This is a genomic window from Chitinophaga niabensis, from assembly GCF_900129465.1.
Lineage (GTDB): Bacteria > Bacteroidota > Bacteroidia > Chitinophagales > Chitinophagaceae > Chitinophaga > Chitinophaga niabensis.
In genome coordinates, this window is the sequence record NZ_FSRA01000002.1 from 1,129,293 (window position 1) to 1,147,780 (window position 18,488).

An 18,488-nucleotide genomic window follows, 5' to 3' on the forward strand; every position below is an offset into this window, starting at 1 on the left:
GGTGAATGGTGAACGGTAATTGCCTATAAAATTACGCACAACTGGTTAATTTTATACAGATTGTAAGGAATAATCATTCCAGGTGATCTCAAAGCAGGTGCCTTTTGGGGTATGATCCCTTACGGTAATAGTGCCTCCGTGCTGTTCCACGATCTTTTTGGTCAGGTATAGTCCAAGGCCTGAACCTTTGGATTTACGGGTGTTTTCGTTACCAATGCGGTAGAATTTCAGGAAGATCTTATTCCTTTCTGCCTGTGGTATACCCTCTCCCTCATCGGACACCGTCAGTTTTAACGTTTCTCCTTCAATAAAGAGCCGGACGTTGATCTCAGAACCCTTGGGAGCATATTTAACGGCATTCTCCACAAGATTGTTCAGCATCAGCTGCATCATGAACTTATCCGCATTCAGCCATATATAAGGTGCAATATCGGCTTTTATGGGATGGCTGGCAATGCGGCTTTGTAATTCTTCCATACTGTTTTGCAGCAGGCCGGAAAAATCCAGCTGTTCCAGGAAAGGCTGGTATTTCTGATGTTCAAACTGCGAAGCCAGCAGGATGTTATTGCATAACTGGTCCAGCCGGTTGGTTTCCCGGATAGTGGTATCCAGCAGCTTTAACCGTTTCTCTTCATCCAGTTTATGCTTCCGTAATGTTTCGAGGTTAAGTTTAGCTACGGCGATAGGGCTTTTTAGTTCATGTGTTACCGCCATCATAAAGTTCTGTTGTTGCTGGGAGAGCTTCATCTGTTTCCATACAGCACGGTAAACAAGCGCAGCGCCGGCAAGGATCAGTACCAGGAAAATGATCCCTTCCCCTACATACTTGAAAGTGCGCATCTGCTGTTCTTTATGCAGCCTTTGCATTTCAGACATGAACTGAGCAGGTTGTGTAAGTTCCTGCACGCGGTGCGTCAACTCCAGCTGCTCATACTTTGCAATCTGTTTGCTTTGCTGATGCAGCAGCACTCCCCACCATAACAGCTGAAGTACTGTATATGCCAGCACAAAAACATAGATGCCGGTGATCACCTTCCTGCTTTGCAGGCCGGAGGAGGATTTCTTCATGCTCAATTATTTCCGCAGAGCAGCTTTTTCTATGCGGAGCCCCACACTCAGCATTTCCGGTAATGGGTTCTGACGCATGTTCTGCTCAAAAGTAAAACGATAAGTTCCGGGTTTTGAAAGGATAGCATTTTGCTGAATGGGGATGCGGTGTTCATAGATATCATCCACACCGCTTCCCAGCCATTTACCATAAGTATCGGCCAATGGAAGTTCTATCCGGCTTACAGTGGAAGTACTGTCTCCCGGTAACTGTGTGCCCACCAGCAGCCAGAGGTTGCTGTAAGGATAAGCATCCGTATGCCTTACATTGATGTACATGTTGTAATAGAATGCGGTATCCTCCGGCGCAAGTTCCAGTTCAAAGGACTGTTTATTATCTATCGTCCATTGAGAACGGGGGATATCCCGGTTCTTTTCAAAGGTTTCCATCCTGGGTGGTTTGCAGGCAACAGCCAGCATACATAACAGGAGGCAATTGAATCGCAGTTTCATCTTCAGGGGATCTTTTTATAGGAATTACAGCACATTCAGCACCTGTTCCTTTGCTTTTTCCAGTTCATCCTTCATCATCACTACCCATTGCTGCATAGCGGAATCGTTGGCTTTGGAACCGGTTGTATTGATCTCACGGCCTATCTCCTGTAATACGAATCCCAGCTTTTTACCTTTAGCGGCATCTGCTTCTGCAAGGATGTCTTTAAAGTAACGGCAGTGATTGGCAAGGCGCGTCAGTTCTTCTGTAATATCGAGTTTTTCTAAGTAAAAGATCAGTTCCTGCTCCAGGCGGTTACCGTCCACATTATCCTTACCCACATATTCCGCCAGCAGGGATTCCAGCCGGGTACGCACGCGGTCTTTCCTTAAAGGGTCCAGTTCACGTACCTTATCCGTATACAGGATGATGTTATCTATGCGGAGCAGGAGGTCCTTTTCCAGCATATTACCTTCATCGATACGGTGTGCATCCATTTCAGCAATAGCGGAACGGATGATGGCTTCTACTTCCAGCCATTCTGATTTGGCCAGTTGTTCAGAGGCAGGGGTTACTACTTCCGGGAGTTTCATCAGCACATTGAGCATGTCTTCCTGGGGAAGGTTCAGTTCAGTGGCCATGGTAGAAAGGGCCTGGTGATAATACCTGGCCAGCTCCGTATTGATCACCACGGGGCGGGTGGCACCATTCTGTTTGATGTTGATGGTAGCGTCAAGCGTACCGCGTTGCAGCTCCTGTTGTAAGAGGTTGCGGATATCGAACTCGTAGGGTTTTAACAACGGAGACATCTTAAGGTTCACCTCAAACTGTTTCCCATTCAGCGATTTGATCTCTGCTACAATGGTGGTTTCTCCCCTTGTTATCTCCGCTCGGCCGAAGCCGGTCATGGATTTGAGCATATTATCTGTTTATTGTGGCAAACCTAGTTAAATTAAGCCATATTTCTGATTGATGCACAATCATTTGGTTTATTTGAAAAGTGCATTGTATAAAGCAGGCCGGGAAAGCTCAACAAGATCGCCGGGCTGCATGCCATCTATGCTCAGTTGTTCTATCCGGTAACGGATAAGCCTCAACGTTGGAAACCCAACAGCAGCGGTCATTTTACGTACCTGCCGGTTCTTTCCTTCCCGTAAGATCAAACGTATCCAGGGGGCCGGGATATGTTTGCGGAAACGAATGGGAGGATGCCTGTCCGGCACAAAAGGGTCTTCTGTAAAGATGGCGGCATCGCATCCCCGGGTACGGTAAGTTTTGCCATCTATATTGATCGGAACGCCTTCCCTGAGCTGTTGAATTGCGGCATTGGTAACTGCACCGTCCACCTGTACCCAATATTCCCTTTCGTGGGCAAATTGGGGATCTAAAATGCGGTGGTTGAGAGATTTATCGTTAGTGAGGATGAGGAGGCCCTCGCTGTCATAATCCAACCGGCCTACCGGGTAAACGTCCCGGGGGACCTTGAAAAAATCAGATAATACAGCTTTATCACCTTCTTTCCCGAAGCGGGTCAATACCTCATAAGGCTTGTACACGATAAAATAGTGAAGGCTCACAATACTTGTATTGGTTAAGGGCCTGTAAATTAGTAATTTTGGCCCATCATTGGCGGTTTTATGAGAATGACATGTTAAGCGATCAAACAAAATGCCGGTTCTGCAACAAATATCTAAGCGATATATTTTCCACCTCCTCACCAGAGCATATGGAAGAGATCGCCAACGCCAAACAATGCGCGATCTATAAGAAAGGTCAGGTGATCTTCCAGGAAGGAGCACATCCCTATGGCATTTATTGTATCAACACCGGAAAGGTTAAGTTATCCCATTCAGGAGACGAAGGGAGAGAGCAGATCATACGCCTGGTAAAACCAGGGGACCTGATCGGATATAAAGCACTCATTAGCAATGAACCATACACAGCTACTGCTACCGTTCTGGAAGATAGCGCCGTATGTTTCATCCCACGCGACCTGTTTCTGCATCTGCTGCAAAAGGATAATGCGCTATCCTTGAAGATGATGCAGATACTTACCAGCGAACTAAGAAGAGCAGAAACAAAGATCACGCACCTCTCACAGAAACCGGTAAGGGAACGTTTGGCTGAAACACTGCTTACACTCAAAGAAACATATGGCCTGGAGGAAGACGATCAAACCATTAATGTAACCCTTTCAAGAGAAGAGATCGCCAACCTTGTAGGTACTGCAACAGAGTCTGCAATCCGCCTCCTCTCTGAGTTTAAGAAAGAGAAGGTGATTGATCTCACAGGTAAGAAGATCCGCATCTTACGCCTTCAGCAACTCATAAAAATGGCCAATCTCCAGGATTGATTCCGGTTATCCGTTTAATTCGTTAAAATTTATGCCCTGAAGCACCCTTCTTTGAAAAAATTTATGTTAAAAAGGGAGCTTAAAGGGTAAAAAGGAGGCGAAACCGGAAAAACCGGCTGACCCGCTGAAAGGCAAAAAACCCTTCAAAATGGATAGGCATAACAACATACATTCGTTGATATGAAAAAGTATGATCGTCTGAAACACTTTGCTGCTGCGGGTTGTAGAGGCAATAAAAAAAGTCTGACCGTTGGAACAATCAGACTTTCTTGTTATGTGAATGGGTTAGTAAGTACAGGGAAATAAAATTCCCTACACAATATTAAAAAGAATTTCATCACAAAAGAAAAAAAATGCAATAAATTTTATTCACACGCAGAAATAAATTGTGGATAACGCCCCCTAACTTTGCCATCACTTTAACGAAGTTCATATGAAGTTTGAGAAACCAATATCGGTAAAAGAAATAGCAACGCTCATAGGAGCAGTGCTTACAGGTAACGATCAGTTGATGGCTACCGGCATTAACGAGATCCATAAAGTGGAGGAAGGAGACATCTCCTTTGTTGACTTTGAGAAGTATTACAATGCCTGCCTTAACTCTGCTGCCACCATCATCATCATCAACAAGGAAGTACCTGCACCGGAAGGTAAGGCGCTGCTGGTGATCAATGATCCCTTCAGTGCATTCGTGAGCCTGGTGAAACGCTACCGGCCGTTTGTTCCCGCAACTACCCCTATCAGTGATACGGCAGTAGTTGGTGAAGGAACCATCCTTCAGCCAAACGTATTCATCGGCCATCATGTGCGCATCGGAAAGAACTGTCTTATCCATCCCAACGTTACCATCTACGATCATACCATCATCGGGGACAATGTGATCATTCACGCAGGTACCGTTATCGGTGCAGATGCCTTTTACTTTAAGAAACGGGCAGAACGTGAAGTGATGTACGACAAACTGGAAAGCTGCGGAAGGGTGATCATTGAAGACCATGTGGAAATAGGAGCAAGCTGCACCATCGATAAAGGGGTAAGCGGCGATACCATCATCGGGCAAGGGACCAAGTTTGATAACATGGTACATATAGGGCATGGTGCCGTGATCGGAAAGAACTGCCTTTTTGCCGCACAGGTTGGTATAGGTGGTAAGACCCATGTGGAAGATAATGTGATCCTTTGGGGCCAGGTAGGTGTGAACAAAGACCTCACTATCGGAAAAGGAGCTGTTGTATTAGGACAAAGTGGTATCTCCAGTACCCTTGAAGGAGGTAAAACCTATTTTGGCTCGCCGGTAGAAGAAGCCCGAGAGAAGAAAAAAGAATTAGCCTGGGTAAAACGTATTCCCGAGATCTGGGCAAAGATCAACAGTTAATACTATGCTTAAGATGTACCGACTGCTCATCATGGGCTGCCTTCCATTCCTTGCCTGCTCAGTAGTGAAACCCACTATTGTTAAAGCGCCTGATCTCTATACCACGGAAAACGAGTTAGCCGTTAAGATCAAAGACGGCTGGTTAAGCGCCAAAACAATTTCGCTGGGGTCATACAACACTACTTCCCGCTCAAACGGCGTGGCGGATCATTCTCCTGCCAAACAGATCAAACAGGCCAGCGATGCCTTTTACTTTACCCTGAAAGGCAAAGATGTGCAGGTTCCTGTTCAGCTGCTCAGTACAAATGCCATCTCATTCTCCAACCGCACATTACCATCTTATCTGAACGGTTTACCGGGCGATGCACCTTTATGGTATATTCATGTAGGGGCAACTGCTTTAACGCCATTAAAGACCTGGGAACTTATTCTAAAACGCAATCTATCCTTCCTTGAGCTGAACGAAAACAAACCCGTAGGTGTACTTCGTTCAGCTACTGAAGAAATAAGGGTAACGGTACATAACCGTTTCGGTATCAGGAACAGTTATGAGAAAACCTGTTACGAATTTCAGTTAAAAGGGATCCCTGTTGCCGCTGTAATAGTGGGGGATGCTCCTAAGGCATGGATCTATACAAAAGCAGATGCCGATCTTCAGCAGACATTATCAGCAGCTATGGCAGCACTGTTGTTCAGGTAGATTGTTTAGACGCCAGGAAGGCTTTGGATATTTCCGTGATCGTTTGTTCCAGGGGTTTATAACGGAAAGCAGGTAAGGCGGCACGTATCTTATCGCTGTTATAATATACTTTCAGCTGTGCCGTTCGGGCTGTTTCTTTTGTTAACAAGGGCCGTTTACCCGTGAAGAGGCCTTTTACCTTTTCCAGCCTCCATACTAATTCAGCCATCCAGGGTTTAGTGGCAATATGTGGTGGCTTTTTGCCCAGGGCATTCGCCATTGTATTAAATAGTTGCCGGTAAGGCCAGTTCTCTGCAGATAAAATAAAACGCTGGCCACTGATATCACTATCCATCAGGCTGATCATTACCTTCACTACATCTTCCACATCCACAAAACCATTGATGCCTTCCGTATAATAAGGGAATTCTTTCCAGGCATTCTTCAGTAACATGCCGGAGCCATCATGCCAGAAGCCGCTGCCTAAAATAATAGAGGGGTTTACGATCACGGCATCCAGCCCTTCTGCAATACCTCTCCATATTTCCATTTCACTGCCATGTTTGCTGATGGCATAATTAGAGTTGTTCTTACTTTCTTCCCAGGGGATATCTTCTGTGAGTTCTGCCTGCGTTAATGATCTGCCGATGGCAGCAACGGAACTTACATGCACCAGTTTCTTCACGCCTGCATCCAGGGCAATGTTCACCACATTCGCAGTGCCTTCTATATTCACCTTTAAGAGATGGTCCCGTTTGTCCGGCTGAAAAGATACAACGGCGGCACAATGATAGATCTGTTCAACACCCTGCATGGCATCTTCCAGCGAACCAATGTCCAGTACATCGCCCTTCACCCATTCTACCTTGTCTTTAATATCATTGATCTGTTCCGGGATCTGCCGGCGGTATAATGCACGTACCGGTTTGCCGGCCAGCACAAGGGCCCGCAATAAGTAACTGCCTAAAAAACCAGTACCGCCGGTTACCAGTATCATGATCTCATGAGTATTAATGAAGGCACAAATGTAATTTAATAGTTGTAAAAACCTTTTCCGGTTTTGCGGCCGAGTTCTCCCCTGGCAACTTTATCTGCCTGAAGCTGGCCAGGTTTAAAACGGGGAGCATGATTGAATGCTTCGTATAAAGAAGTGGTAACGGCAAAGTTGATATCATTTCCGATGAGGTCCATCAAAGCAAACGGCCCCATCCTGAAACCTGCTGCTTCCAGTAGTTTGTCGATGCTTTGCAGCGATGCAGTACCTTCTGATGCCACCTGCATGGCTTCCAGGTAATAATGCCTTGCCACGCGGTTCACAATAAAACCCGGTGCATCTTTAACACGCACAGGTGTTTTGCCCAATTGTTTGGTGAGTGCATACAATACGTCCGCAACAGCCGGGTCCGTTGCCTTTCCACTTACAATTTCCACCAGTTGCATCAAATGCGCAGGATTAAAAAAGTGCATGCCGGCTACACGCTCCGGATGAAGTACATCTTTGGCGATATCGGAAACAGATAAGGAGGAAGTATTGGTGGCAAAGATGGTCTCGGGGGAGTTTACTGTTGCCAGCTGACTGAACAGGGCAACTTTGGCCGGAATATTTTCTACGATAGCTTCTATGATCACATCTGCCACACATTGCTGTGCATCATATACTGTTTGAATGCGGGAAAGAATAAGAGCCGGCTGTGCTGCCTCCAGTTTTCCTTTCTCTACGGCTGTCTGTAAGTTGCGGCTGATCTGCGTGATGGCTTTCTGCAGAGCTTCTTCTCTTGTATCGAACAGGATGGTTTTAAAACCTCCGGCAGCTGCAACCTGTGCAATCCCTGCACCCATGGTCCCTGCTCCGCAAATTGCTATGGTGTTCAGCATTAGTTGGGGGATTAAAAAAAAGTGACAGGCGGTGGTACCTGTCACTTTCGTTATTCGTTATAGAACTCCCTGGAATTGTTTCAGGAAGCGAAGATCGTTTTCTGAGAATAACCGGAGGTCTTTGATCTGGTATTTCAGCATGGTGAGCCTTTCAATACCCATTCCGAATGCAAAGCCGGTATATTTGGTGGAGTCTATGCCGCAGTTTTCCAGTACCTGCGGATGTACCATTCCGCAACCGAGGATCTCTACCCAGCCGGTATGTTTACATACATTACAACCTTCGCCGCCGCAGATCAGGCAGGAAATATCCATTTCTGCACTGGGTTCCGTAAAGGGGAAATAAGAAGGGCGGAAACGTACTTTAAAGTTCTCCCCGAACATCTCCTGTACAAAGTAATACAGGGTTTGTTTGAGGTCTGCAAAGGATACGTTCTCTGCTATATAAAGCCCTTCTATCTGGTGGAAGAAGCAATGTGCACGGGCGCTGATGGTTTCATTGCGGTATACCCTGCCCGGGCAGATGATCCTGATAGGCAGTTTCCCCAGTTCCATGGTCCTTACCTGGGCTGAGGAGGTATGGGTACGCAACAGCCAGTCCGGGTTGTTCTGCACATAGAAAGTATCCTGCATATCCCTGGCCGGGTGATTTTCTGCCAGGTTGAGCGCGGTGAAATTATGCCAGTCGTCTTCAATTTCCGGGCCTTCTGCAATGGTAAAACCCAGTCTTTCGAAGATGCGGATAGCTTTATTCCTTACCAGGCTGATAGGATGGCGGGTACCCAGTCTATGGGGTTCGCCGGGAAGGGTAAGGTCCAGGTTGCCGGCGGCACCATTTCCTGCTTCCTTCAGCTGCTGAAATTCCTCGTATTTAGCTTCAGCCAACTGTTTAAAGGCGTTCAGCACCTGGCCGAATTCCTTCTTTTTATCGTTGGCTACGTTCTTCATTTCCCCGAAAATGCCTTTTACAATGCCTTTTGTTCCGAGAAATTTAATACGGAATTGTTCCAGTTCCTCCGCCGTTTTGGCCTTGAAAGCGGCAATCTCCTGCTTATATGCTTCTATTTGCTGCACTATCTGCTCCATGGCCACAAATATAACGTGCTGTGGATAAAAATGAGTACTTTTTGGGAGTTTTTGTAACCATGTCTGTCGTCGTTTATATTATAACTGTTTCGGTGCTGTTGCTGCTGATTGCCGGGTTATACCGGCAAATGCTGCGCTATAAGCGTCAATATAAAGCAGAAGCCACCCTCAATTACTTCACCGCCTCCCTTTTTGGCAAAAACACGGTAGACGATATCCTCTGGGATATTGCCAAGAACTGCATCTCCCACCTCAACCTGGAAGACTGTGTGATCTACCTGGTGGATGAAGACCGCCACGTTCTCGTTCAAAAGGCCGCTTATGGCCCCAAGAACCCTGACCGTTTTGAGATCCGCGATCCCATAGAAATACCCCTGGGCAGAGGGATCGTAGGGTATGTGGCATTGTCCGGCAGATCTGAAATAGTGCCGGATACCACTTTGGATGCACGTTATATTGTTGATGATGAAAGAAGGCTTTCAGAACTGGCCGTGCCTATTTACTACGAAAAGAAAGTGATCGGTGTGATCGACACCGAAAACGCGCGTAAATATTTCTATACTTCTGAACACCTGGCCATGCTGGAAAAGATTGCGGCCATCTGTTCCTCCAAAATAGGCCGGTCTTTAATAGAAGAAAAAGCCCGCAGGCAGGAGCTGGAGGTACAAATGCTGCATAAACAGCTCGCGGAATTCAGGCTGGTGACCCTCAAAAGCCAGATGAACCCCCACTTCCTCTTCAACTGCCTGAACGGCATCTACAATTGCATCCTTGCAGAAGAAATAGATAAAGCATCCGAGTATCTTTCCAACTTCGCGAAACTGCTGCGGATGGTGTTGATGCATTCGGAAAAGAACTTCATTTCCCTGCGGGAAGAGGTAGATCTGTTGCAACATTATCTCAGGATAGAGGCTTTGCGGACCAGTAAACCTTTCGAGTTCAGCATCCTGATAGATGAAGGGATCAACCCGGATGAATTTTTTGTACCCGGTATGCTGATCCAGCCTTTCCTGGAAAATGCTATCTGGCATGGACTGATGAACAAAGAAGGGCAGCGGAAGTTACAGATCCACTGGCGCAGGCTCAAAGAGGAAGTATTAATGTGTGAGATCCTGGATAATGGGATCGGGCGGGAACAATCATCCCGCAGGCAGGGCAATGGATTACGGGGAGAATCCCATGCCTCTAAAGGCATGAGCCTTTGCATGGAGCGGGTGGAACTGTATAAAGCATTGTTCAACACTACTTTCAACATTCATGTATTTGATCTCTATAGTGAAGATGGCCAGGCAGAAGGCACAAAAGTGAATATTGCTTTTGAAATTGCACCCGGTATAGGACCTGCCTACCTGGTGGATTAAAAATCCTTTTATGGAATTATGGAAAGGCTGCGTCTTAGTAAAAAACCTTTCCTTATGCTCAGAAACATCACCCTGATGGTTGCCGGTTGTTTAATTGCCGGCAGTCCATTATTGGCTCAGGAAGCAGCTGCGCCCAAGAAAACACCTCTCCCTCCGCCCGTTGTTCATCAAAAAGAAGTGAAGTTTACTCCACCTGTTGTAAAGAAGGACCTGGCTTCCAGCAAAGAGGCCTCTAATCCTAAAGGCAAAATGGTGAAGTTTAAAGCACCTGTGGTTATGAAAGAGGGGGCGAAGATGGACGAAGCACCCTTGCCGCCACCTCCGCCACCAGCTCCGCCGGTTATTAAGAAAGACGAAGTGAAGGTGCCTCCGCCACCTCCTCCGGCTCCACCGAAGAAGAAGGGTTAAGATCTTAAAAAGCCCCCCGGGGCTTTTTTTTATTCAAATACCACTGTTTTATTGCGATAGACAAATACCCTGTCGTTCAACACCAGCCTCAATGCTTTCGCCAGTACAGATACTTCAATGTCCTTGCCGGCCTTCACCATATCGGCTGCGGTGAAAGAGTGATTAACGGGGATCACCTGTTGTGCGATGATGGGCCCTTCATCCAGTTGATCTGTTACAAAATGTGAGGTAGCACCAATGAGCTTCACACCTCTTTCAAATGCCTGTTTATAAGGTTGGGCACCGGCAAAAGCAGGCAGGAAAGAATGGTGGATATTGATGATGCGGGCCGGGAACTTTGCTACGAAAGCAGGAGAGAGTATCCGCATGAACTTGGCCAATACAATGTAGTCAGGATCAAGCGCCACAATTTGTTCCATGATCTTTGCTTCAAACTGTTCCTCTTCATGGGAGATGTACACAAAGGGAACACCGAACCTTTTGCAGACATCTTCCAGCGTAGTATGATTCCCGATCACGGTTTGCACTTCTGCTCCAAGCGTAGAGAAGTAATTACGGATCAGGATATCTCCCAGGCAGTGATATTCTTTGGTGACCAGTAATACGATCTTCTTTTGCTGCTTAGGGTTGATGGTGATGAGTGCTTTTTCAGGAAGTACCTGCCGCATGGAAGTTTCCAGCAGTACGGGGTCTGTTTCGTTCTCTGCCTCTATGCGCATGAAGAAACGGTTCTCCACTTTATCCACGTGTTCACGGAGGGAAACAATATTGAGCCCGGCCTTAGCTAATATTCCGGAGATAACAGCCACAAGACCTATCTGGTCTTTGGATTGGATGAGGATGATCATAGCGGCATGAAAATACAATCATTCTGCCAGTTTTTTCAATTCATTTAATGCTTTGGGAAAAGGTTCGTCAAAATGATTTTCAAACTCATCCGGCACATCCAGGTCTACTGTTAAAGTTGTTTTTCCACCTGCTGTTCTAAGCGTATAGTTCTCTTCGGAGCCAGACCATTTTTTCACTTCAGGGCTGTCCAGGTCTTCTACCCCATTGACCATGTTGCCCAGGTGTTTAATGGACATATATTCATTGGGAATATTCTCTGCGATCACAGATACCATTCCATTGTTCCCGCCATCAACGAACACGGCCTTACTTCCTTTTTTCCAATCCGTTTTAACGTCTGACCCACTGGCGAAAGGGGCTGTCCATATACGGTAACTTTCTTTGCCCCAGAGTTGTTCCCACACTTTTTCAGCGGGAGCATCAATTGTAATAGAGAATGTTTTCTTTTTCATAACCTTGAATTTTGTAAAACAAAGGTGACTCCTTTTAACCTGAAAGAACGTGGTTAAAAACGACAAATATGAGGTCATTTCCGCCTAAAACAAGTATGTCAGATGTACCATAGCCCTGTTCCCTGCTTTTACTTTCATGCCAGCCAGTTCCTGTGATAACACGGGTTGAAAATTACCGCCGACCGCATACTGTTTAAAGGAAAGCTCTACACCGGCAGTGCCCATCAGGGTATAACCACCGGAAACATCTACCTTGATCTGCTCTGTATCCTTATCTGCTGTTTCATATAATAAACCTGCATTCGGGGAAATGGAAAGCTCTTTTAACGGGCGTAGCTTGTAATAGGCCAATAGATTAGCGGTAAACTTATTGCCGTATTGATAATCGTATTTATTACGGGTGTTGATCTTGTAGCTGATGTTCGTATTCAGGCCCACATCCATTAACCGGATATCGTACATGGCATTCAATGTAAAATCTACGCTGGCTGTTCCCAGCTGAAAGTTATTGGGGCTGTCTTCATTTTCCTTTCTTTCAGCTGGTTCATATTTGCCGGTAGGTAGTTTCACACCTCCGCCTATCCATAATGAATGTGCCACTGTATTCATTTTGCTGAACACCTGGTAATATCCTGTAACAGCAATATCCCCCAATCCTGTTTTGCTTTTTGATATACCCTGGTTGCTGCGTTCGCTGAAATTAAGCGGAACAAAGCCCAGCAGCCTGAACTTCTTCCCGATATTCCAGCCACCCCATAATTCTGCTGCCTGGTAAGTTTCATCTGTGGTGAGGTAGGAGGTGCTGCCGCCGGGGCCAAGATGTGAGCGCATGGTTTTATACTGGTAACGCAGGCCCGCGAAACGTTGTTTGAAATCAGGCAATAAGCCGATGTAATAACTGCCCACCCCGCAACCGCAGATATCGCAGGCAAATGCAAGCTTGCCGGCTACAAGTAAAAATAATAGTAAGGTCATCTTTTTCATTGTTCGGCAAAACGTTTATCTGTTATGAAATTTTTATCGTTCAGGGTATTCAGGAAAGCTTTCAGCTGTATTTTTTCCGTTGCTGTTAAAGCAATGCCGTTCTTCAGCATTGGGTCCAATGTGGGCATATCCTTTACTTCATCCGAGTAGTGGTTCAGTACGGCATCCAGGGAGTAGAACCTGCCATCGTGCATGTAGGGAGCGGTGTAAGCCAGGTTACGGAGACTGGGCACCTTGAATTTGAACTTATCCGCCGGGTTGAGTGTGATAGGTTCCCTCCCTTCATCATTGGCTGGCCCTGGCCCGATGCCGTTATTCCTGAAGGAAAGGTCCGTGAACAAGGGTTCCTGGTGGCAACTGTTGCATTGCTGTTGGAAGATCTGGTAGCCTTGTTGTTCTGCTTCCGTAAAGGTGGTTTTTCGCAGCTTAACGCTATCGTATTTTGAATCAGCGCTTACCAGCATCACCATGAACTGGGATAAGGCTTTGAGCATTTTGGCAGAAGTGATCTCCGTGCTGCCGTACGCCCTTTTGAACAGCTCAGGGTATTGCGGATGGTTGCGAAGCTTGTTCAGCACATTTTCTATGGTTTCATCCATTTCCACCACGTTTGTGATGGGAACAATGGGTTGAAGGTCCAGGTCAAACACCCCGCCATCCCACATGAAAGTAGTGTGCCAGGCCATGTTCATAATGGGCGTGGCGTTGCGGTTACCCAGCCGGTCGTCAATACCATGACTGATATCATGACCATGATGGGTGAACGCCGCGCTTTGAATATGGCAGCTTCCACAGGAAACGGTATTGTTCCTGGAAAGGCGGGGTTCATAGAATAACTTCCTGCCTAATTCAAAACCAGCCTGCGTTACGTCCTTTTTGTATACCGTGGGAGGAAAGTTCTCCGGCTGTTTAAAGCCGAAGAAACGTTCCATCAGGTCCTGTTTGGTACAGGCCAGTATAAATATTGATAATGCTATTAAGAGTTGTTTCATGGATCATCAGTTTTCAGTGTGATCGTGATGGAACATGCCGGTGAAGTTGTTGGCGATCTTCCCGCTGAATTCGCTGAACATCACGGTAGGGTTTGCAGCGATGCTGGCTCCTTTGAATGCTTTCAGAATATCTACCATCAGGTGGATATTCGGTTGGCGGCCTACCCTCACTTTCGCCACACCACCTGCATTCAGGTCTACGCTGATTGTTCTGATGTTATTGATCGTTGGGGCACTGTAGCCACCGAAGCCACCAATATGATATCTGAATTTGCGTTGCCCGCTGGGGTCGATGGGAGCAGCAGCTGCAATCCCTTCCATCCTGAAAAAAATGTAACCACTGTTCCATCCCCAATACATACCATCATCATGGCCGCCGGAAGGATCCAGCACACCGGTACGTTTATCGATGTCCATCGTGCTTCTGAGGCTATCCACGCCCAGCACAAAGCTGATGCTGGCATAATCTCCCTGGGGCACTTTTACTTTAACGAATTGCGTGGATGGATTGCTTTCTGAGATGAGGAAATAGCTGCTGTCCTGCGGAACAACATATTCCACTCCTGCGGCTGTTTTCACTTTGATATTACTGACGAAATATTGCAGCAGGGAAACATTGAACTGTTCTCCTGCTTCGTTGGAATAATTACCGGTATTCAGTTGCAGGTTCTTATCTCCGGCAACATTATCGAATTGGATGCTGAGCGTGGCTTTGGCAGTAGAGTCTGTGGCGATGGAATCTTTTTTACAGGCGGAGAAAATGAACAGAGATAGGATGAGTAATTTTGCTTGTCGCATAGTTTTTTGAGTTTTAGGCAATAGAATTCCCGGCCGCGGAATGGCGCAGCAATGGGCATGACAATAAGGCTTGCGGATGTAAGCTGGACTAAATGTGATGTATGAAACTATGCGGCGGGTGGGTGAAAGATGGTGGCTGATTGATCTATAGGATATCCAATGGATATGGGGAAGATGAATGTTTTGTCTAATAAGGTATAAACGTTGGAGAGGGAGTTATCTGTTTTGCAGCTTAGGTAAATGATCTCTTTGCTTTCCGTTTTTTTAGCAGGGAGCTCCTGTTGCTTCTTTTGTTCTTCTGCAAGTTTCTTAGAAAGCACGCAATTACCGTTACAGTTTAACTGGGGCCTGGTGCGGTTTTCACAGAGGTTTTGGGCGATGTAGGATTGATTGAGGCAGAACTCCAGCATCACAACATAACGGTCCCCGACCTGGCAGAGCCAGGTGAGAAAGAGGAACGCAGCTATGATACGTTGATGCATGCTGTAAAGCTAAGGAATTGGGATGGTTGGTGGGAATGATTTTGGTCAGGTTGATTCAGGAACGACTTTTGAGTTTCAGGGAAAGCGAGCGCTGCCTGTTTTTTGCAGGCAGCGCTGAAATAATTTAAGGCAGCTTACCTACTTCAATCTCCTGCACCCACTTCACATGCCGTGCGCCTGTGATCTTATCATTACTGCACACCATCACAAATTGCCCATCTTCTTCAATAGGTTTACCATTCACTTCAAAGACCAGGAAAACATGATCGCCTGTTGGATTATTGAAGATATCATTCCAGGAGTATAAAGTAGTATAACCATCACTGGCCTTCACCGCGATGTAATACTTCCCTCTTTCTTTATGATTGGGCATGGTGATCTTTGCGCTGTCCAGTATGCTTTTGAGGCTTACGCCTTTATAGGAATTGAACGTTTTCTTCACATCTCCTGTTGATCCGATGATCTTCAGGTCTTTCTGTGTTTCAGGTTTAAAGGCTTTGATATTGGAGCGTGTTATTTCAAGAGGGTGTTCTACCAGTCCTTTTACGGTCACTTTATTGGTGACGTTAAAAAGCGCCGCAATAATTAAGAGTGATTTGATCAGCATATGGTAACGTTTAAAGATTGAAAAGTAATTTAGCGAAATAGTTCCGTCCCTGTTCAGGATATCCTTCCACCAGCATGTAGCTTTTATCAAAGATATTGTTCACCCCGGCGCTGAGCCTTAGAGATGGAATGAAGGCAAAAGAAGCGCCACCATTCAGCAGGAAGAAACCGGGCGCCTTGGTGCCATAGCTGGTACTATAACGGAATGAGTTATAAGATCCATCTACATTCAGGTCCAGGCGTTTGATAGTATAGGCAATGATACCAACAATCTTATGTTCAGGTACATCGGTAAAGCGGAGCGATTTATTATCCAGGTTTTTGCGGGTAATGTAGGAGTAGTTAATCCCCGCATTTAATCCTGTTGTTACCAGGTAATTAACGGAAGCTTCACCACCATAAAATTCTGCACGTCCCTTGTTCTGCAATTGAGATTGCCAGCGGGCTGCGGCGGTATCGAATTTAACATTGTTCTCTTGTTGGATCACATCGTTGATGCGGCTATAGAACAAAGCGGCCTGTATCCGCAGACGCGAAATGGAAACATCATTATACTTCAGTTCATAATGCGTGGCCCTTTCTGCTTTAAGATCAGGATTAGGGATGGCGGTTCCCATGCGATAGGAGTACCTGTCTTTGATTGTTGCAAAGCGGGTCATTCTCCCGAAAGAGGCCTCCAGGGATTGGGAAGGCGTGAATAGATAAGATAAGCCTGCCTGTATATTCCAGGCGCTGTTCTTATTCGCAGGGAATTGGCTGATCTTTTTGGTGGTGCTATTATATTCCTCTGCGCCGTCACTTTCCCTTGCATTAAAACTAATGCCTGCGGATGCGCTCAGTTTCCCAGAGAAGCGATGTTCATCCGTAAGGCCCAGGGAGTAAGTATTGTCAGCTGTTTTTCTCACCGGCTCTCCTGCATTATTTTCCCGGTGGATATCCTTTTTATAATGCAGTGCTGCTTTTAGCGTATTAGCTGTACTGAGTGCCCTGCCATATTCTGTATTTCCTCCGAAGCTGTAATCGTCATAGAAACTGGTGAAGGCATAGGGCCTGGTTTGTGTTGTATATTTTGCGTCGTCATAACTTTCGAGACGGTTGCGGAACTGGTCATAGAAAGCCCGCACTTTGAGATAGCTGCTGCTGTCCAGTTTGGTGTTTGAGAGGAAATAGAGGCTTTGCTTATCCCAGTAAGGCCATTTCCAAAAGCGGGGGCTTTTGAATTGGGAATTGAGGGTATCTTTTCCTGCATATACCGGTGTTCCTTTTTCGCCATGCTGGTTGATATATCCTATGGCATATTCGCTGTTGGTGTTGGGGGCATAGGCCAGTTTGACATTAACTTTAATGTCGTTATTGTAGGAGTTCTCCCGTTTAACGCCTTCCGGCAGTTCGAAATAATCCCTTTGAAATTTAGATACACCTGCCTGTACATAAAACTTTTTCCAGCGGCTGCCGATATTTAAAGCACAATCATAACCACCGGAAAGCCATCCGAGATTGCCTTGTATTTCTAATTTGCGGACAGGTTGTTTGGATACCAGGTTGATAGCTCCACCCATTGTATTTGGGCCATACAGCACGGAGGCATTGCCTTTGCTGACAGTGATCTTAGAAAGATCATAGGTAGTAAAGCGGGCAAGGTCTACATATCCGTCATAAGGCACATAAACAGGAATACCATCAATGAAAACAGGTACCTGCCGCAGATCAAATCCACGGAGGTACACCACAGATTCATTCCTTGGGCCGATGTTCCCTAAAGTGATCCCCGGTAACAGATTAAGCACAGTGGCAACGTTCAGGCGTTGCAGTTTGATCATGGTTGCCTGGTTGACAGCGGTGGCGGAATCCTGTTTCTGAGAAGTAATTACCACCTCTCCGAGTTGGAAGGTCCGGGATTGGCCATAGGCAAAAGAAGAGATCAGGAAAATGAGAAACGTAGTGGGGAGGCGTGTTTTCATTATGTATTTTTTTGAATAACGCCATAAATATAGACGTTTGTAAAATAGATAATATGGAAAATTCGGCCTTCGTTTTTTGGCTAATGATATTTTAAATCATGCTTTTAGGGGCCAAAATCGATTAAAAAGAGAGTTGCTTACTGTAAGAATCGAGGAATTTCTGAAAAGCAGTATTGAATGATTTAAACGTTTCAATAGCCCGTAATCCGGCTTCCGTGAGTTGTGTTTGCCCACCACCTTTACCACCAACATTCATGAGCACAAGTGGATTTTCCGTTTGTTCGTTCATTTGTTTTACAAACTCCCAGGCCTGCCGGTAGGACATTTTCATAGCCTGTGCCGCCTGACGGATAGAGCCTAGTTCGTGGATCTTTTCCAGCAACTCTACTCTGCCGTAGCCGAGAAAAGCGCCTTCTTTTCCATCTATCCAGATCCTTCCGTTTGCTTTGAAGTCTTTAGCTTTTGCCATAAGCGTAAAATTATTGCTTTTTGGGAGAATCCGCCATGGTAGCTTCATCCTTGCTCTATCCTTGCTTCATGTTGCGGCCTGGAGCGGGTTTGAGCTAGTTTGAAGCAAGGATAAAGCAAGGATTGGTCATTTATTCACGGTAAAAAATCGCTAAAAACGGCATAAAGTGACAAAAACGGCATAATCGGCAAAAAGCGGCAAAAACGGCCATCTGATTT

The 18,488-nt window shown here is 46.0% G+C and carries 21 protein-coding genes; 5 read left to right on the forward strand and 16 right to left on the reverse strand.

The annotated features are described in order from the left end of the window. Window positions 1-51: 51 nt before the first annotated feature. The 4 genes from BUR42_RS21675 to BUR42_RS21690 all read right to left on the reverse strand — a co-directional run bounded on the left by BUR42_RS21675 (window position 52) and on the right by BUR42_RS21690 (window position 3,117). The gene (locus BUR42_RS21675; protein WP_074241695.1) at window positions 52-1,068 is read right to left on the reverse strand and encodes a sensor histidine kinase; all 1,017 of its coding nucleotides are present in this window, start codon (window positions 1,066-1,068) and stop codon (window positions 52-54) included. Window positions 1,069-1,074: 6 nt separating this feature from the next. Continuing rightward, entirely contained in the window at window positions 1,075-1,560 is a 486-nt protein-coding gene (locus BUR42_RS21680) for a gliding motility lipoprotein GldH (protein WP_074241696.1), read from the reverse strand. Window positions 1,561-1,584: 24 nt separating this feature from the next. Then, on the reverse strand, window positions 1,585-2,460 hold the full coding sequence (locus tag BUR42_RS21685) for a YicC/YloC family endoribonuclease (RefSeq protein ID WP_084185748.1): 876 nt from the start codon (window positions 2,458-2,460) through the stop codon (window positions 1,585-1,587). A gap of 69 nt (window positions 2,461-2,529) precedes the next feature. After that, window positions 2,530-3,117 carry a pseudouridine synthase gene (locus tag BUR42_RS21690; protein ID WP_074241697.1) on the reverse strand — a complete coding sequence of 196 codons (588 nt, stop codon included), beginning with the start codon at window positions 3,115-3,117 and terminating at the stop codon, window positions 2,530-2,532. A gap of 149 nt (window positions 3,118-3,266) precedes the next feature. On the opposite strand from BUR42_RS21690, the gene BUR42_RS21695 reads away from it, so the two are divergent. The 3 genes from BUR42_RS21695 (at window position 3,267) to BUR42_RS21705 (ending at window position 5,968) form a co-directional block, all read left to right on the forward strand. Further along, on the forward strand, window positions 3,267-3,893 hold the full coding sequence (locus BUR42_RS21695) for a Crp/Fnr family transcriptional regulator (RefSeq protein ID WP_234979776.1): 627 nt from the start codon (window positions 3,267-3,269) through the stop codon (window positions 3,891-3,893). 433 nt (window positions 3,894-4,326) lie between these two features. Next, the gene (locus tag BUR42_RS21700) at window positions 4,327-5,268 is read left to right on the forward strand and encodes a UDP-3-O-(3-hydroxymyristoyl)glucosamine N-acyltransferase (protein WP_074241699.1); all 942 of its coding nucleotides are present in this window, start codon (window positions 4,327-4,329) and stop codon (window positions 5,266-5,268) included. 13 nt (window positions 5,269-5,281) lie between these two features. Beyond that, a complete protein-coding gene (locus BUR42_RS21705; protein WP_143197545.1) occupies window positions 5,282-5,968 on the forward strand; it encodes a hypothetical protein in 687 nt (228 codons plus the stop codon). On the opposite strand, the gene BUR42_RS21710 is transcribed toward BUR42_RS21705, so the two are convergent. The 3 genes from BUR42_RS21710 to pheS are packed head-to-tail and all read right to left on the reverse strand — an operon-like array spanning window position 5,961 to window position 8,908. Next, the gene (locus BUR42_RS21710; protein WP_074241701.1) at window positions 5,961-6,944 is read right to left on the reverse strand and encodes an NAD-dependent epimerase/dehydratase family protein; all 984 of its coding nucleotides are present in this window, start codon (window positions 6,942-6,944) and stop codon (window positions 5,961-5,963) included. The two genes, BUR42_RS21705 and BUR42_RS21710, sit on opposite strands and share 8 nt — an antisense overlap. Before the next feature lie 35 nt (window positions 6,945-6,979). After that, complete coding sequence (locus tag BUR42_RS21715) at window positions 6,980-7,822, reverse strand: 3-hydroxyacyl-CoA dehydrogenase NAD-binding domain-containing protein (protein WP_074241702.1); 843 nt, start codon at window positions 7,820-7,822, stop codon at window positions 6,980-6,982. A gap of 57 nt (window positions 7,823-7,879) precedes the next feature. Further along, window positions 7,880-8,908, reverse strand: coding sequence for a phenylalanine--tRNA ligase subunit alpha (pheS, locus tag BUR42_RS21720; protein ID WP_074241703.1), 1,029 nt, complete (start codon window positions 8,906-8,908; stop codon window positions 7,880-7,882). 59 nt (window positions 8,909-8,967) lie between these two features. Here pheS and BUR42_RS21725 point away from each other — a divergent pair, with 59 nt between their 5' ends. Together BUR42_RS21725 and BUR42_RS29890 are read left to right on the forward strand one after the other, a co-directional pair. Next, window positions 8,968-10,269, forward strand: coding sequence for a histidine kinase (locus tag BUR42_RS21725; RefSeq protein WP_084185749.1), 1,302 nt, complete (start codon window positions 8,968-8,970; stop codon window positions 10,267-10,269). A 54-nt stretch (window positions 10,270-10,323) separates the two neighbouring features. Continuing rightward, on the forward strand, window positions 10,324-10,677 hold the full coding sequence (locus BUR42_RS29890) for a hypothetical protein (protein WP_200798349.1): 354 nt from the start codon (window positions 10,324-10,326) through the stop codon (window positions 10,675-10,677). 29 nt (window positions 10,678-10,706) lie between these two features. Here BUR42_RS29890 and purU read toward each other — a convergent pair whose 3' ends face one another. The 9 genes from purU to BUR42_RS21775 all read right to left on the reverse strand — a co-directional run bounded on the left by purU (window position 10,707) and on the right by BUR42_RS21775 (window position 18,270). Further along, window positions 10,707-11,525, reverse strand: coding sequence for a formyltetrahydrofolate deformylase (gene purU, locus BUR42_RS21735; protein ID WP_074241706.1), 819 nt, complete (start codon window positions 11,523-11,525; stop codon window positions 10,707-10,709). A gap of 18 nt (window positions 11,526-11,543) precedes the next feature. After that, on the reverse strand, window positions 11,544-11,978 hold the full coding sequence (locus BUR42_RS21740; protein WP_074241707.1) for an SRPBCC family protein: 435 nt from the start codon (window positions 11,976-11,978) through the stop codon (window positions 11,544-11,546). An 84-nt stretch (window positions 11,979-12,062) separates the two neighbouring features. Beyond that, the gene (locus tag BUR42_RS21745; RefSeq protein WP_074241708.1) at window positions 12,063-12,962 is read right to left on the reverse strand and encodes a transporter; all 900 of its coding nucleotides are present in this window, start codon (window positions 12,960-12,962) and stop codon (window positions 12,063-12,065) included. Beyond that, window positions 12,959-13,954, reverse strand: a complete 996-nt coding sequence (locus tag BUR42_RS21750; protein ID WP_074241709.1) for a cytochrome-c peroxidase — start codon at window positions 13,952-13,954, stop codon at window positions 12,959-12,961. The genes BUR42_RS21745 and BUR42_RS21750 overlap by 4 nt, the downstream gene beginning before the upstream one ends. Before the next feature lie 6 nt (window positions 13,955-13,960). Further along, window positions 13,961-14,752 carry an MbnP family protein gene (locus BUR42_RS21755; protein WP_074241710.1) on the reverse strand — a complete coding sequence of 264 codons (792 nt, stop codon included), beginning with the start codon at window positions 14,750-14,752 and terminating at the stop codon, window positions 13,961-13,963. Between the two features lie 107 nt (window positions 14,753-14,859). Continuing rightward, on the reverse strand, window positions 14,860-15,234 hold the full coding sequence (locus tag BUR42_RS21760; protein WP_074241711.1) for a hypothetical protein: 375 nt from the start codon (window positions 15,232-15,234) through the stop codon (window positions 14,860-14,862). Between the two features lie 124 nt (window positions 15,235-15,358). Continuing rightward, the gene (locus BUR42_RS21765; RefSeq protein WP_074241712.1) at window positions 15,359-15,841 is read right to left on the reverse strand and encodes a molybdopterin-dependent oxidoreductase; all 483 of its coding nucleotides are present in this window, start codon (window positions 15,839-15,841) and stop codon (window positions 15,359-15,361) included. Window positions 15,842-15,851: 10 nt separating this feature from the next. After that, window positions 15,852-17,801, reverse strand: coding sequence for a TonB-dependent receptor plug domain-containing protein (locus BUR42_RS21770; RefSeq protein WP_074241713.1), 1,950 nt, complete (start codon window positions 17,799-17,801; stop codon window positions 15,852-15,854). A gap of 121 nt (window positions 17,802-17,922) precedes the next feature. Then, window positions 17,923-18,270, reverse strand: coding sequence for a winged helix-turn-helix domain-containing protein (locus BUR42_RS21775; RefSeq protein WP_074241714.1), 348 nt, complete (start codon window positions 18,268-18,270; stop codon window positions 17,923-17,925). Window positions 18,271-18,488: the final 218 nt, after the last annotated feature.

What these genes read in the sequence shown, in the direction of transcription:
- BUR42_RS21675 (WP_074241695.1), bottom strand. Translation starts at nt 1,068, where the DNA reads ATGAAGAAATCCTCCTCCGGCCTGCAAAGCAGGAAGGTGATCACCGGC.
- BUR42_RS21680 (WP_074241696.1), bottom strand. Translation starts at nt 1,560, where the DNA reads ATGAAACTGCGATTCAATTGCCTCCTGTTATGTATGCTGGCTGTTGCC.
- BUR42_RS21685 (WP_084185748.1), bottom strand. Translation starts at nt 2,460, where the DNA reads ATGCTCAAATCCATGACCGGCTTCGGCCGAGCGGAGATAACAAGGGGA.
- BUR42_RS21695 (WP_234979776.1), top strand. Translation starts at nt 3,267, where the DNA reads ATGGAAGAGATCGCCAACGCCAAACAATGCGCGATCTATAAGAAAGGT.
- BUR42_RS21700 (WP_074241699.1), top strand. Translation starts at nt 4,327, where the DNA reads ATGAAGTTTGAGAAACCAATATCGGTAAAAGAAATAGCAACGCTCATA.
- BUR42_RS21705 (WP_143197545.1), top strand. Translation starts at nt 5,282, where the DNA reads ATGTACCGACTGCTCATCATGGGCTGCCTTCCATTCCTTGCCTGCTCA.
- BUR42_RS21710 (WP_074241701.1), bottom strand. Translation starts at nt 6,944, where the DNA reads ATGATACTGGTAACCGGCGGTACTGGTTTTTTAGGCAGTTACTTATTG.
- BUR42_RS21715 (WP_074241702.1), bottom strand. Translation starts at nt 7,822, where the DNA reads ATGCTGAACACCATAGCAATTTGCGGAGCAGGGACCATGGGTGCAGGG.
- pheS (WP_074241703.1), bottom strand. Translation starts at nt 8,908, where the DNA reads ATGGAGCAGATAGTGCAGCAAATAGAAGCATATAAGCAGGAGATTGCC.
- BUR42_RS21725 (WP_084185749.1), top strand. Translation starts at nt 8,968, where the DNA reads ATGTCTGTCGTCGTTTATATTATAACTGTTTCGGTGCTGTTGCTGCTG.
- BUR42_RS29890 (WP_200798349.1), top strand. Translation starts at nt 10,324, where the DNA reads ATGCTCAGAAACATCACCCTGATGGTTGCCGGTTGTTTAATTGCCGGC.
- purU (WP_074241706.1), bottom strand. Translation starts at nt 11,525, where the DNA reads ATGATCATCCTCATCCAATCCAAAGACCAGATAGGTCTTGTGGCTGTT.
- BUR42_RS21740 (WP_074241707.1), bottom strand. Translation starts at nt 11,978, where the DNA reads ATGAAAAAGAAAACATTCTCTATTACAATTGATGCTCCCGCTGAAAAA.
- BUR42_RS21745 (WP_074241708.1), bottom strand. Translation starts at nt 12,962, where the DNA reads ATGAAAAAGATGACCTTACTATTATTTTTACTTGTAGCCGGCAAGCTT.
- BUR42_RS21750 (WP_074241709.1), bottom strand. Translation starts at nt 13,954, where the DNA reads ATGAAACAACTCTTAATAGCATTATCAATATTTATACTGGCCTGTACC.
- BUR42_RS21755 (WP_074241710.1), bottom strand. Translation starts at nt 14,752, where the DNA reads ATGCGACAAGCAAAATTACTCATCCTATCTCTGTTCATTTTCTCCGCC.
- BUR42_RS21760 (WP_074241711.1), bottom strand. Translation starts at nt 15,234, where the DNA reads ATGCATCAACGTATCATAGCTGCGTTCCTCTTTCTCACCTGGCTCTGC.
- BUR42_RS21765 (WP_074241712.1), bottom strand. Translation starts at nt 15,841, where the DNA reads ATGCTGATCAAATCACTCTTAATTATTGCGGCGCTTTTTAACGTCACC.
- BUR42_RS21770 (WP_074241713.1), bottom strand. Translation starts at nt 17,801, where the DNA reads ATGAAAACACGCCTCCCCACTACGTTTCTCATTTTCCTGATCTCTTCT.
- BUR42_RS21775 (WP_074241714.1), bottom strand. Translation starts at nt 18,270, where the DNA reads ATGGCAAAAGCTAAAGACTTCAAAGCAAACGGAAGGATCTGGATAGAT.